The organism is Arthrobacter sp. P1_H7 (assembly GCF_056405215.1).
Window position 1 is genome coordinate 44,938 of record NZ_JBFUCO010000001.1, and the last position, 13,559, is coordinate 58,496.

Annotated in this window: 12 protein-coding genes and 1 tRNA gene; 11 read left to right on the plus strand and 2 right to left on the minus strand. The window is 67.1% G+C overall.

Annotation, left to right across the window (positions count from 1 at the left end; genetic code table 11):
• Window position 1 precedes the first annotated feature (1 nt).
• The 5 genes from AC1DXI_RS00220 to AC1DXI_RS00240 all read left to right on the plus strand — a co-directional run bounded on the left by AC1DXI_RS00220 (window position 2) and on the right by AC1DXI_RS00240 (window position 4,380).
• Window positions 2-1,111 (plus strand): prephenate dehydrogenase, encoded by a 1,110-nt coding sequence (locus AC1DXI_RS00220; protein ID WP_018772311.1) that lies wholly within the window; start codon window positions 2-4, stop codon window positions 1,109-1,111.
• Complete coding sequence (gene cmk / locus AC1DXI_RS00225; RefSeq protein WP_043423204.1) at window positions 1,111-1,854, plus strand: (d)CMP kinase; 744 nt, start codon at window positions 1,111-1,113, stop codon at window positions 1,852-1,854. The genes AC1DXI_RS00220 and cmk overlap by 1 nt, the downstream gene beginning before the upstream one ends.
• Window positions 1,855-1,927: 73 nt before the next feature.
• A complete protein-coding gene (locus AC1DXI_RS00230) occupies window positions 1,928-2,608 on the plus strand; it encodes a lysophospholipid acyltransferase family protein (protein WP_476937038.1) in 681 nt (226 codons plus the stop codon).
• Window positions 2,605-4,155, plus strand: a complete 1,551-nt coding sequence (gene der, locus AC1DXI_RS00235; protein ID WP_476936971.1) for a ribosome biogenesis GTPase Der — start codon at window positions 2,605-2,607, stop codon at window positions 4,153-4,155. The genes AC1DXI_RS00230 and der overlap by 4 nt, the downstream gene beginning before the upstream one ends.
• A 148-nt stretch (window positions 4,156-4,303) precedes the next feature.
• Window positions 4,304-4,380, plus strand: a tRNA-Pro gene (locus AC1DXI_RS00240).
• A 107-nt stretch (window positions 4,381-4,487) separates the two neighbouring features.
• Here the strand turns inward: AC1DXI_RS00240 and AC1DXI_RS00245 are convergent.
• Window positions 4,488-5,357 (minus strand): Fpg/Nei family DNA glycosylase, encoded by an 870-nt coding sequence (locus AC1DXI_RS00245; RefSeq protein WP_476936972.1) that lies wholly within the window; start codon window positions 5,355-5,357, stop codon window positions 4,488-4,490.
• A 196-nt stretch (window positions 5,358-5,553) separates the two neighbouring features.
• Between AC1DXI_RS00245 and gcvH the strand changes: the two genes are divergently transcribed.
• From gcvH to AC1DXI_RS00270, 5 genes are all read left to right on the plus strand, one after another.
• Window positions 5,554-5,940 (plus strand): glycine cleavage system protein GcvH, encoded by a 387-nt coding sequence (gene gcvH, locus AC1DXI_RS00250; RefSeq protein WP_018772316.1) that lies wholly within the window; start codon window positions 5,554-5,556, stop codon window positions 5,938-5,940.
• Window positions 5,941-6,100: 160 nt separating this feature from the next.
• On the plus strand, window positions 6,101-6,577 hold the full coding sequence (locus tag AC1DXI_RS00255) for an FHA domain-containing protein (protein ID WP_018772317.1): 477 nt from the start codon (window positions 6,101-6,103) through the stop codon (window positions 6,575-6,577).
• A 17-nt stretch (window positions 6,578-6,594) separates the two neighbouring features.
• Complete coding sequence (ftsR, locus tag AC1DXI_RS00260) at window positions 6,595-7,317, plus strand: transcriptional regulator FtsR (RefSeq protein ID WP_026266235.1); 723 nt, start codon at window positions 6,595-6,597, stop codon at window positions 7,315-7,317.
• Window positions 7,317-7,820, plus strand: coding sequence for a bifunctional nuclease family protein (locus AC1DXI_RS00265; protein WP_018772319.1), 504 nt, complete (start codon window positions 7,317-7,319; stop codon window positions 7,818-7,820). Before ftsR ends, AC1DXI_RS00265 begins: the two co-directional genes overlap by 1 nt.
• Before the next feature lie 351 nt (window positions 7,821-8,171).
• Window positions 8,172-8,768 carry a MerR family transcriptional regulator gene (locus AC1DXI_RS00270; RefSeq protein WP_018772320.1) on the plus strand — a complete coding sequence of 199 codons (597 nt, stop codon included), beginning with the start codon at window positions 8,172-8,174 and terminating at the stop codon, window positions 8,766-8,768.
• A gap of 98 nt (window positions 8,769-8,866) precedes the next feature.
• On the opposite strand, the gene AC1DXI_RS00275 is transcribed toward AC1DXI_RS00270, so the two are convergent.
• Entirely contained in the window at window positions 8,867-9,736 is an 870-nt protein-coding gene (locus tag AC1DXI_RS00275; protein WP_026538785.1) for a ParA family protein, read from the minus strand.
• Between the two features lie 317 nt (window positions 9,737-10,053).
• Between AC1DXI_RS00275 and AC1DXI_RS00280 the strand changes: the two genes are divergently transcribed.
• Window positions 10,054-13,449: a pyruvate carboxylase gene (locus AC1DXI_RS00280; RefSeq protein ID WP_476936973.1), complete on the plus strand. Its 3,396-nt coding sequence runs from the start codon at window positions 10,054-10,056 to the stop codon at window positions 13,447-13,449.
• Window positions 13,450-13,559 lie beyond the last annotated feature (110 nt).

The window sequence follows — 13,559 nt, forward strand, 5'->3', positions numbered from 1 at the left end:
CATGTCCGCCTTCCGCACGCACGGCCGCGGCCACTTGAACGGCCCGGTGCTCGTCCTGGGCTCCGGGCTTCTGGGCACCAGCATCGGGCTGGGGCTGCGGGGGCGGGGTGTGGCTGTATTCCTATCAGACCCCTCGCCGACCAACCAGGCCGTCGCCGTCGACATCGGCGCCGGCCTGCCGCTGGCGCGCCTCGAGGGGGAGGCGCCGGAGCTCGTCGTCGTGGCCGCACCGCCGGATGTCACGGCGGACGTCGTTGCCAAGGCGCTTCAGGACTACCCGCACGCCGTCGTGGTGGACATCGCGAGCGTGAAGGCAGGGATCCTGGCCGATCTCCGCAGCCGCGGAGCTGACCTGGGCCGCTACGTGGGCACCCACCCCATGGCCGGGCGCGAGAAATCCGGCCCGGTCGCGGCCCGCGGCGAGCTGTTCACGTCCATGCCGTGGGTCGTGTGCCCGGCGGAGGAGACTCTGCCGGAGTCGCTGCGGGTGGCGCGTGCGCTGGCCGGCGATCTCGGCGCCGTCGTGTCCGAATTCGCCGCCGACGAGCACGACGCAGCCGTGGCGCTCGTCTCACACCTGCCGCAGGTGATGTCCTCGCTCGTGGCCAGCCGCCTGCAGGGCACGCCCCTGCACGCCCTGTCCCTGGCCGGCAACGGGCTGCGGGATGTCACCCGCATCGCCGCGAGCGATCCCACGCTCTGGGTCCAGATCCTGGGCGCGAACGCGGAAAAGGTGGTGGAGATCCTGCACGGAGTCCGCGAGGACCTCAACCGGCTGATCGGCACCCTGGAGGCACCGACCGCTCCCGGCGCCAGGCTGGACCTTGCCCAGCTGATCAGCGAAGGCAACGCCGGCCAGTCCCGGATCCCGGGCAAGCACGGCGGACCCCCGCAGGCATACTCGTGGCTGACGGTGCTGGTGGATGACACCCCCGGACAGATCGCCAAGCTGCTGACCGAGATCGGCGAGATCGGCGTCAACGTCGAAGACCTCCGCCTCGACCACTCTTCGGGGCAGAATGTGGGGATGGTGGAAATTTCCGTCCTGCCCAACAAGCACGACCTTTTGATAGAAGCCCTCAACGACCGTGGATGGCGGGTACTCCAGTAATGACCCAGGAACTCATCGAGACAGTGGACGTGCTCCGTCCCGGAAAAAGCCTTGTGGTTGCCATCGATGGCCCCTCCGGCTCCGGCAAATCCAGCGTGAGCAAGGAGGTGGCCCGCCGGCTGAAACTGGCCTACCTCGACACCGGCGCGATGTACCGCGCCCTGACGTGGTTCTGCCTGCAAAGCGGCACGGACCTGGACGACGGGGCCGCCGTCGAGACAGCCGCCGAGACGCTGCCGCTGGAAATCAGCACGAGCCCGCAGGAAGAGTACGTCCGCGTCGGCGGGCACGATGTCACCCTGGCCATCCGTGAACCCGCTATTTCCGCGGCAGTCAGCGCCGTCGCCACCACCCTGGGCGCGCGGACGGAACTGATCCGCCGGCAGCGCGAGCTGATCGAAAAGCACCACCGCCGCATGGTGGTGGAGGGCCGGGACATCACCACCGTCGTCGCGCCCCATGCCGAGGTGCGGATGCTGCTGACCGCCAGCGAGGAAGCCCGGCTGCGACGCCGCGGCATCCAGTTGGGCGGCAGCCAGAACGCCGAGCAGCTGGCAGCCCAGGTCACGCACCGCGATGCCAAGGACTCCACCGTAGTGAACTTCACCACGGCCGCCGACGGCGTCGTGACCCTGGACTCCTCCGAACTGGACTTTGACGGGACGGTCCAGGCCGCCCTCGACATCGTGGACACCGTGGTCAACCACTCTCCTGTTCCGCTCCGGGCCGTCCACGGTGACTGAGGGGCGCGCCGGACAGCCGGAGACAGCGCCCGACTCCCTGCCCGGCCACTGGACGACGGCGTGGAGCCGGCCCGTGGGCTGGATCCTGGACCACCTCGTCTACCGCACCTCGGTCACCGGACGCTCCAACGTCCCGGCGGCCGGTCCCGTGATCTTCGCGGGAAACCACATCAGCTTCCTGGACGGGCCCGTCATGTTCGGCGCCTCGCCCCGGCCCATGCACATCCTCGTCAAGCAGGAGATGTTCACCGGGCTTCTCGGCCGCGTCCTGGCGGCGTCAGGCCAGCTGCCCGTCGACCGCCGCGGCGGCCGTGCGGCGTTGGCCACGGCCCGGAGCCTGCTCGACGCCGGACGGTGCGTCGGGATTCTTCCCGAAGGCACGCGGGGGAGCGGTGAGGCCGCCGCGATCAACAACGGCGTCGCCTGGCTGGCGCTTAACTCCCGCGCCACAGTGGTTCCCGTGGCCATCCTGGGCACAAGAATCGGCGGCGAACACCTGGACACGGTGCCGTCACCGCGCCGGCGGCTGCATGTCAGCTTCGGCGGGGCCATCAACGTCAGCCGCCGGCCCGGCGAGACCGGGCGTGTTTCAATGGACAGGGCGGGAACCGAAATCCGGGCCGCATTAGCGCGCCATGTCCAGGACTCAGTACTAAGAACCGGGCAGCCCCTGCCCCACGCGGAATCCCCGCATGAACGTCATGAAGCAGTAGCCGGGACGCCGGCAGATCACCACCTAAGGAAAGTGCAATGAGCGATACGACTCAAACCTCCGGCAATTTTGGCGCCGGCGAAGACGAATACACGCCCACCGGCACCGACCAGGTGGCTGAAAACCTTGCCGCCCTGGACGATGACGAAGCGGAACTCCGCGCGGCCTCGCTGCGTGCCGGGCTGGACGACTACGAGCTCGACGAAGACGACGCCGCCCTGCTGAGCGGCCACTTCGACGATGAGGACTTCGACGGTCCGGTCAAACTGGACCCCGTCCTGGCCATCATCGGCCGGCCCAACGTGGGCAAGTCCACCCTGGTCAACAGGATCCTGGGCCGCCGCGAGGCAGTGGTCGAAGACACCCCCGGCGTCACCCGCGACCGTGTCATGTACTCGGCAAACTGGAACGGCCGCAACTTCACCGTGGTGGACACCGGCGGCTGGGAGCACGACGCCCGCGGCATCCACGCCCGCGTGGCGGAGCAGGCCGAGATGGCCGTGGAACTTGCCGACGCCGTCCTGTTCGTCGTCGACTCCGCCGTGGGCGCAACCGCCACGGATGAAGGCGTCGTGAAGATGCTGCGCAAGTCGAAGAAGCCGGTCATCATGGTGGCCAACAAGGTGGACGACTTCGCCCAGGAGGCCGACTCGGCCACCCTGTGGGGCCTGGGCTTCGGCGAACCGTACCCGGTCTCGGCCCTGCACGGCCGCGGCGTGGCCGACCTCCTGGACCACGTCATGGACACCCTCCCGGAGTACTCCCTGATTGAAGGCCTCGAGCGCTCCGGCGGACCCCGCCGTATCGCCCTGATCGGCCGCCCGAACGTCGGGAAGTCCTCGCTGCTGAACAAGCTCGCCGGTTCCGAGCGTGTGGTGGTGGACAACACCGCCGGCACCACCCGCGACCCGGTCGACGAATTCATCGAACTCGGCGGACGCACGTGGCGCTTCGTGGATACCGCCGGCATCCGGCGCCGCCAGCACATGGCCCAGGGCGCAGACTTCTACGCCTCCCTGCGGACGCAGAGCGCACTCGAAAAGGCCGAGGTCGCCGTCGTGCTCCTGGCCGTGGACGAAGTGCTCAGCGAGCAGGATGTCCGCATCCTGCAGCTCGCCGTTGAATCCGGCCGCGCCCTGGTGCTCGCCTTCAACAAGTGGGACCTCCTCGACGACGAGCGCCGCCGCTACCTGGAACGCGAAATCGAGCAGGACCTGGCACACGTGGCCTGGGCCCCGCGCGTGAACATCTCGGCCAAGACCGGCTGGCACAAGGACCGGCTCGTCCCGGCCCTGGACATTGCCCTGGAAAGCTGGGACAAGCGCATCCCCACCGGACGCCTCAACGCGTTCCTGGGCGAACTCGTCGCAGCGCACCCGCACCCGGTCCGCGGCGGCAAGCAGCCGCGCATCCTGTTCGGCACCCAGGCCTCGAGCCGGCCGCCGAAGTTCGTGCTGTTCACCACCGGATTCCTGGATCCGGGATACCGCCGCTTCATCACCCGACGCCTCCGGGAGACCTTCGGCTTCGAGGGCACGCCGATCGAGGTCAACATGCGTGTGCGCGAAAAGCGTGGCAAGAAACGTTAATTCCGACACACCTTGCCGTGACAGCCTGAAATTGTCACAGGCACCCTCCCGGATCGTGTAAGCTTTTGGAGGTGGTTCGGCCGGACTGCTTGGAAGAAAACCTGGAGCGAATCCGGGACGACTTCCGGGCGGAGAACGGTGGAACCAGCGGGCTGTAGCGCAGCTTGGTAGCGCACTTGACTGGGGGTCAAGGGGTCGCAGGTTCAAATCCTGTCAGCCCGACCAACAGCTGAAACCCCGCCATTCCTGATGAAGGAATGGCGGGGTTTTCTGTTTCCCGGACGCGTGGGCTCGCAGTGTTCCGCTATTTCAGGAAACTGCGCGGTGTTCCGCTATTTCAGGAAGCGGGAGGTCCGGCGGTCGGCCAGGATCTTTCCCTTCGTCTGGCACGTCGGGCAGTACTGCAGGGCGGAATCGGCAAAGGAAACCTCCCGGACCGTGTCCCCGCACACCGGACACGGTTCGCCGGTCCGGCCGTGGACCCGCATGTGGCTCCGCTTGGCGTCCTTGAGCTCGTTGGGCGCCTTGCCCTTGGCTTCCGCCACCGCCGTTCCCAGAATGGTGTGGATGGCGTCGTAGAGTCGCTCCACGTCCGTCCGGTCCAGCGACTTGGCGATCGCGAACGGCGAGGTCCTGGCGGCGTGCAGGATCTCGTCACTGTACGCATTCCCAATCCCGGCGATGATGCCCTGGCTCCGCAGGACGCCCTTGATCTGCTGGGAACTGGAACCGAGAATCCCAGCGAAGGCATCGACGTCGAAGTCCGGACTGAACGGATCCGGTCCGAGCGCCGCGATGCCCGGTACGTCGTGCGGATCGCGGACCACGTAGACCGCAAGGCTCTTTTTCGTCCCCGCCTCGGTCAGGTCCATGCCCATCGGGCCGGAACCGCCCGAGAACGTAAGCCGCAGCGCGATGTGACCCTTGCCCATTTTCAGCTGTGCGTCAGTGGGGGAGTCAGTGAAGCGGACCCAGCCGGCCCGCGCCAAGTGGAAGACAAAATGCAGCCCGTCCGCTTCCATGCTGACGAACTTGCCGAACCTTCGCACCGCAGTGACCGCGTTGCCCTGGAGGTCGGAGTACGGAGGGTCCGCCGTCTTGAGCACGGCGAAGGAGACGGGCTGGATCTTGGTCACCACTGCTCCTCGCAGGTGCTCGTCCAAAAAGTCCGTTAGGGCCGCAACCTCCGGAAGCTCAGGCATGGGCTAGCCCTGGCGTGCCCGGACGGTCCCGGCGCCCCGGTTGTTCACATTCCCGACCTCCAGCGGCGCATGTTCTGCCATCGCACCATCTTCGCAGATGCCTCCCCGGCCACTGCCCGATATGCCTATACTTTCAGCGGCGGCTAGAACAAACGACTGCCGCCGCCCAGGTGATTGACCCGATGAAAGGCCCGTCATGAGCATCATTCCCGAAGACCTGTCCTACACCGCAGAACACGAATGGGTTTCGGCCCCCAACGCCGACGGGGTTGTGCGCGTGGGTATCACCGATTTTGCCCAGGACGCCCTCGGGGATGTCGTCTACGCCCAGATGCCCGAGGTCGGAACCACCATCAAGGCCAACGACGTCGTCGGAGAGGTCGAATCCACCAAGAGCGTCAGCGACATTTACGCCCCGGTGACGGGCGAGGTGGTGGCCCGGAACGAGTCGCTGGACACCGATTCTGCCCTGATTAACTCCGATCCGTACGGTGAGGGCTGGCTGATCGAAATCAAGCTCGCGGAAGCCGACGCGATCGAGTCCCTGCTCAGTGCATCCGAGTATGAACAACAGGTAGGCTAAAGACAGAGGTCATTCGGGCCGGGGCCGCCGGCGAGTGTTGTTGGGATAACAAAACAAAGCCGCGCCCCGCCGAAGGGCCTCATTACCGGGACTGCGAGGCTTTTCCGGACGGCATGCGTTGTTTGCAGGGGGGACACCTGCAACGAATGAGGAGGACTCAATGTTTGGGCACGAACGGAACGACACCGGTGACGGTTACGGCACGGGTGGAGTGAAGGCTTCGGAGACCACGTCGATCAACCTCACTCCGGTGCGCGACGAACCCAATTTCACGCCGAAGCTCTCGACCGAGGAACGGGCAGCCGTCGAGGCCCTTCCCTCCGGATCGGCCCTGCTTGTGGCGCACAGCGGCCCCAACGCCGGTGCGCGGTTCCTGCTGGACTCCGACGTCACGACGGCGGGCCGCCACCCGGACGCCGACATCTTCCTCGACGACGTCACTGTCTCCCGCAGGCACGTTGAATTCCGCCGCACGGCGCGCAGCTTTGAGGTCGTGGACACCGGGAGCCTGAACGGCACCTACGTCAACCATGACCGCGTGGACTCGGTGGAACTGAAGTCCGGCAACGAGGTCCAGATCGGCAAATTCCGCCTCACCTTCTACCTCAGCCCTGCCCGCGCAGCAGGCAACGTCTGATTCCGGGGTAGTTGCCTGTGGCCACGGCACATGCGGATCGGCGCGGACCCCAGGTTCTGAACATCGGGGAAGTCCTGGCTCAATTGAGCGACGACTTCCCCAGCATGACTGCGTCAAAAATCCGGTTCCTTGAAGAAAAGGGACTCATCAACCCGCAGCGGACCCCTGCCGGCTACCGTCAGTATTCCGAGAACGACGTCGAACGGCTGCGCTTCGTCCTCTCACTCCAGCGTGACCAGTACCTGCCACTGAAGGTCATCAAGGACTACCTTGATGCGATCGACCGGGGCGAACGGCCGGAGAACCTGCCGGCAGGCGTCACGTTGTCCCCGCGGATTGTCTCCGAGGAGCTCGCCTCCGAGCTGCAGAGCCGGGCGCGCCGGCTCAGCGAGGAGCAGCTCCGCGCCGAATCCGGGGCGAGCGTCCCGCTGCTCGAATCCCTCCTGAGCTACGGCCTGATCGGGCACGTCAACGGCAAGTTCGACGAACACGCGCTGCAGGTCGCGCGGGCCTGCGTCCAGCTGGAGAGCCATGGCCTGGAACCCCGCCACCTGCGGCCCTTCCAGGCGGCTGCCGACCGCGAATTCGGGCTCGTGGAGCGTGCGGTGGCCACCCTGACCTCCCGCAAGGACGCAGCCTCCCACGCCCGGGCCGCCGAGGCGGCCCGGGAAATCAGCGACCTCTGCCTGTCCTTGCACCAGGCGCTGGTCCACGACCGCATCTCAAGGATGGACATCTGATGATTGAGGTGGAGATTGTCGGCGTGCGGATTGAGTTGCCGTCCAACCAGCCGCTTGTCCTGCTCAAGGAAATCCATGGGGAGCGCCACGTCCCCATCTGGATCGGGACCCCGGAGGCCAGCGCCATCGCCCTGGCCCAGCAGGGAGTCATCCCGCCCCGGCCGATGACCCACGACCTCCTCGTTGACGTTGTCGAGGCCCTTGGCCACACGATCGTCAGCGTCAACATCGTGGCGGTGGAGGACAACATTTTCTACGGGCAGCTTCAGTTCGAGAACGGAACCACCGTGAGCTCCAGGGCCTCTGATGGCCTGGCGCTGGCCCTGCGCGCCAAGTGTCGGATCTGGTGCGCCGACGCCGTTATGGATGAGGCCGGCGTCCGGATCACCGAACACGACGAGGGCGAGGACACGCACCCCGGACCCGCCGTGGACGAAGAAGGTGAACTGCGGCGCTTCCGCGAGTTCCTCGACGACGTCGAACCCGAAGACTTCGGCGGCTGATCCTGCCCGGGCAACCGCGTCAGGGAAGCTGCCAGGACTGCGGGCATGTTTGTGACTGGTGAGGTTTCTGAAACGCGCGTGACAGCTGTGGCGGCACCAAACGTTAAAGTCGAGGATGAAACTTTCGACACGCCCGCGGAATAGCCCCAACGTCTTTGACCTTGGGCCCCGGCAGGCCTAACGTCGGAGGTACAAGTTCCCATTGCATACGGTAGCCGCGCAAGTCACACTGGAAAGTGCAGCCCCGGCTGAATTACACGGATGAAGTATTCATCCTGTGTCATGCAGCTGTCCACATCTATTGCTGCCGATGCAACTTACCCAGGGGAACCCACGACAAGGAGGGTCCACGTGAGTCCGAAAGGCGAAGCAGGCGAGCTGAAGCAGGCCGCAACGGCCGGCGTTGCTGTGCCCGCCAGCGGTGCCCAAGGCCTGCTGTTCACCGAGGATCTTCCCGTTCTGGACGAGGACGCGGGCTACCGCGGACCCACGGCCTGCAAAGCGGCCGGCATAACCTACCGCCAACTCGACTACTGGGCACGCACCGGACTCGTTGAGCCCGCCGTCCGCGGCGCGGCCGGCTCCGGCTCGCAACGGCTCTACGGCTTCCGCGACATCCTGGTCCTCAAGGTGGTCAAGCGGCTCCTGGACACGGGCGTGTCCCTGCAGCAGATCCGCACCGCCGTGGAGCACCTGCGGGAGCGCGGCGTCGAAGACCTCGCCCAGATCACGCTCATGAGCGACGGTGCGAGCGTCTACGAGTGCACATCGGCAGATGAAGTCATCGATCTCGTCCAGGGCGGCCAGGGGGTGTTCGGCATCGCCGTCGGCCGCGTATGGCGCGAAGTTGAAGGAAGCCTCGCAGCCCTGCCCAGCGAACACGCCGCAGACCAGTCCTTTCCCGACGACGAACTGAGCAAACGCCGGGCGGCCCGCAAGATCGGCTAGCGCTTCCACCGACAAGACTGAGTACAGACACGACTGAGGCCGCCTCCCGGACAGGGAAGGCGGCCTCAGTCTGTTGGGCTGTATGCGGCAGTCCCTGGCTACCGCAGGCTGCGGTCGCGGACAGTACCGGCCGGGGCCACGCCGCCTTGATTCAGCAGGTTCTGCAGCAGGGCATCGAAGAGCCCGGCGGCATTCTTGGCCGAGTCTCCGGGCCAGTGGTGGATGGAGTGGGCCGCGCCCTGGATCTGCTGCCAGTTGGCCTGCTCCGGGATGTGCGGGCTCAGCAGCAGCTGGCCGAACATGGACTCCATCTCCGCAAGCCGGAACGTGTGCTCGGCCGAACTGCTGCGCACCCGGTTGGCCACAATGCCGGCGGGGGACAACTTGGGGGCGAATTCCTGCCGGAACAGCTGGATGGCGCGCATGGTGCGTTCCGTGCCGGCCACCGAGAAGAGCCCGGGCTCGGCCACCAGGGCCACCTTGTCGCTCGCGGACCACGCCATCCGGGTCAGGCCGTTCAATGACGGCGGGCAATCGACCAGGACGAGTTCATAGTTCCCGGCACCAGCCAGGACAGCAGAGAGCCGGCGGAGGTCGCGCCGGCCCAGGTCGGGCCGGTCGTAGATGCCGGTGTAGGCAGAGCCGACGGCCACGTCCAGCACGGAGGTTGCCGCGCCAGGCTGTTTTCTGCCGTTGGCGCTGCCGCGGCCGTTGAGCCGGGCATGTTCCACCCAGCCGCTGGGAACCACGTTGTCCGCCAGATGTGCCCGCCGCGGCGACTTCAGCATCCTGCCGATATCGAGCTGGTCGTCCGGACTCACGCCCAGGGCGGTGCTGGCGTCAGCGTGCGGGTCAAGGTCGACGACGAGGGTGGGGATGCCGGCGGCCAATGCCGCCGACGCCAGTCCGGTGGTCACGGATGTCTTGCCGACACCGCCTTTGAGGCTGCTGATGCTCACTACTTGCACTTGAAAAACCAATACCTAACGCCGGTTGCCGAGACGGGGTCGTGCCGGCTCCTGCGTTCTTCGGAGCCGGGGCGTGCATGCGCCACCCACCCACTCATCATATGTTGATGCTCCGGCGAAACCCGTTTCATCCGGCGTGGGGCGCCGGAACCCCGCCAATCGGGCCGGCGGGGAGAGCTCCAACGCCGGGGCCCTGCCCATCGGGGCGTCCGTGACGGATAATGCTGTGACGGTCGCCACAATGATTTGTGTTTGCCCGCACAGGTCTTAGACACTGTGAGCACTTACCGATACGCCCGCGATGAAGCAGGAGAAGTATGTTTTCTAAGATTCTGGTGGCCAACCGCGGCGAAATCGCGATTCGCGCTTTCCGCGCGAGCTACGAGCTGGGTGCCAAGACTGTCGCTGTGTTTCCGCACGAGGACCGCAACTCGATTCACCGCCAGAAGGCCGACGAGGCGTATCTGATCGGCGAGGAGGGGCATCCGGTCCGGGCGTACCTGGACGTTGATGAGGTGGTGCGCGTCGCCAAGGAGTCCGGGGCGGACGCCATTTACCCCGGTTACGGTTTCCTCTCCGAGAACCCGCGCCTGGCACGGGCCGCGAAGGCGGCCGGCATCACCTTCGTCGGCCCGCCGGCAGAGGTCCTGGAACTCGCGGGCAATAAGGTTGCCGCCCTCGAGGCCGCGCGCAAGGCCGGCGTCCCGGTGCTCAAGTCCAGCCAGCCGTCGAAGGACCTGGACGAACTGATCGCCGCCGCCGATGAAATCGGCTTCCCCATCTTCGCCAAGGCCGTCGCCGGCGGCGGCGGGCGCGGCATGCGCCGCGTGGACACCCGCGAGGCGCTCCCGGAGGCCCTGCAGGCCGCCATGCGCGAAGCCGACGCCGCGTTCGGCGACCCCACCATGTTCCTGGAACAGGCCGTCCTGCGCCCGCGTCACATCGAGGTCCAGATCCTGGCCGACGCCCAGGGCAACATCATGCACCTCTTCGAGCGTGACTGCTCCATCCAGCGCCGCCACCAGAAAGTGGTGGAAATCGCCCCGGCCCCGAACCTCGACGAAGGCATCCGGCAGGCGCTGTACCGCGACGCCGTGAAGTTCGCCAAGGCGCTGAACTACGTCAATGCCGGTACCGTCGAATTCCTTGTCGACACGGTGGGGGAGCGCGCCGGCCAGCACGTGTTCATCGAAATGAACCCGCGCATCCAGGTCGAGCACACGGTGACCGAGGAAGTCACCGACGTCGACCTCGTCCAGGCGCAGCTGCGCATCGCCGCCGGTGAGAGCCTCGCGGACCTGGGCCTGTCCCAGGAGAGCGTCCAGCTCAAGGGCGCCGCCCTGCAGTGCCGCATCACCACGGAGGATCCGGCCAACGGTTTCCGGCCCGACGTCGGCAAGATCACCGGCTACCGCTCGGCCGGCGGCGCCGGCGTCCGGCTCGACGGCGGAACCGTCTACTCGGGTGCGGAGATCAGTCCGCACTTCGACTCCATGCTGGTCAAGCTGACCTGCCGCGGGCGCAACTACCCGGCCGCCGTCGCCCGGGCCCGCCGCGCCCTCGCCGAATTCCGCATCCGCGGCGTGTCCACCAACATCTCCTTCCTGCAGGCCGTCCTGGACGATCCCGACTTCGTCGCCGGGGATGTGGCCACCTCGTTCATTGACGAACGGCCCCAGCTGCTGAAGGCACGGGTCTCGGCAGACCGCGGCACCAAGTTGCTGACCTGGCTCGCCGACGTCACGGTCAACAAGCCCAACGGCGAACTCAAGGTCCACACGGACCCGGCGGACAAGCTTCCGGCCCTGGATGATGCCGCGGCCCGGCCAGGATCCCGCCAGCGGCTCCTGGAACTCGGCCCGGAAGGTTTTGCCCGTGCCCTGCGCGCGCAGGACGCCGTGGCCGTCACGGACACCACCTTCCGCGACGCGCACCAGTCCCTGCTCGCCACCCGGGTACGCACCCGCGACCTCGTGGCGGCCGGTCCGGCAGAATCCAAGCTGCTCCCGGAGCTGCTCTCGGTCGAGGCCTGGGGCGGGGCGACCTACGACGTCGCCCTGCGCTTCCTCGGCGAAGACCCCTGGGACCGGCTCGCCGCCCTGCGCAAGGCCATGCCGAACCTGTGCCTGCAGATGCTGCTCCGCGGCCGCAACACCGTCGGGTATACGCCCTACCCGGAAGAGGTCACGGTGGCGTTCGTCAACGAGGCCGCCGCCACGGGCATCGACATCTTCCGGATCTTCGACGCCCTCAACGACGTCAACCAGATGGCTCCGGCCATCCGGGCCGTCCGCGAGACCGGCACCGCCGTCGCCGAGGTCGCCCTCTGCTACACCGCGGACATGCTGGATCCGGAAGAAACGCTCTACACCCTGGATTACTACCTGGAGCTGGCGCAGAAAATCGTCGACGCCGGGGCGCACATCCTCGCGATCAAGGACATGGCAGGACTGCTGCGTCCGGCTGCCGCGGCACGCCTGGTTTCGGCGCTGCGGGAGCGGTTTGACCTCCCCGTCCACCTGCACACCCACGACACCGCAGGCGGCCAGCTGGCCACGCTCCTCGCGGCCGTGGATGCCGGCGTGGACGCCGTGGACGTGGCCTCGGCCTCCCTGGCCGGAACCACCAGCCAGCCTTCGGCCTCGGCCCTCGTCGCCGCACTGGCCCACACGCCGCGCGACACCGGCCTCAGCCTCGCGAACGTCTGCGCCCTCGAGCCGTACTGGGAGGCCGTCCGCCGGGTCTACGCGCCGTTCGAGTCCGGACTGCCGGGGCCCACAGGCCGGGTCTACCAGCACGAAATTCCGGGCGGCCAGCTGTCCAACCTGCGCCAGCAGGCGATGGCGCTGGGCTTGGGCGAGCGGTTCGAGGCGATCGAGGACATGTACACCGCGGCGGACCGGATCCTCGGCCGCCTAGTGAAGGTGACCCCGTCGTCCAAGGTGGTAGGCGACCTCGCCCTGCACCTGGTGGGCCTCAACGCCGATCCCGCGGACTTCAACGAGAACCCGCAAAAGTACGACGTCCCGGATTCCGTGATCGGTTTCCTCTCCGGCGAGCTCGGTGACCCGCCCGGCGGCTGGCCCGAGCCCTTCCGGACCAAGGCACTGCAGGGCCGCACCGTCAAGGTCCGCGACGTCGAGATCAGCGCCGAGGACAGCGCCGCGCTCAACGGCGATTCCAAGGCCCGGCGGGGCACCCTCAACCGCCTGCTCTTCGCCGGTCCCACCAAGGACTACCTGAAGAGCGTGGAGTCCTACGGCAACCTTTCGGTGCTGGATACGCGCGACTACCTCTTCGGGCTGCAGCGGGGCGCGGAGCACGAGATCGAGCTCGAGAAGGGCGTTCGCCTGATCGCCTCGCTCGAGGCCGTCTCCGAGCCGGACGAGAAGGGCATGCGCACGGTCATGTGCACCCTCAACGGCCAGTCCCGGCCCGTGGTGGTCCGCGACCGTTCAGTGGTGAGCAACGTCAAGGCCGCCGAACGCGCCGACACCTCCCAGCCGGGCCAGGTTGCCTCGCCGTTCGCCGGTGCCGTCACGCTGACCGTCAAGGCCGGGGACACCGTGAAAGCCGGCGACACGGTGGCCACGATCGAGGCCATGAAGATGGAGGCGTCCATCACGACGCCGGTGGCCGGCACCGTCGCGCGGCTCGCCGTCGCCGGGATCGAACAGGTCCAGGGCGGGGATCTGCTGCTCGTCGTCGAATAGCGGCAGCGCAGCAAACCGCACCCCATCACCACACAAGGGTCCTTCCGGCGGAAGCCGGAAGGACCCTTGTGTTTCTGCCGGACATTGCCTCCCGAACGAAAGCAACGCGG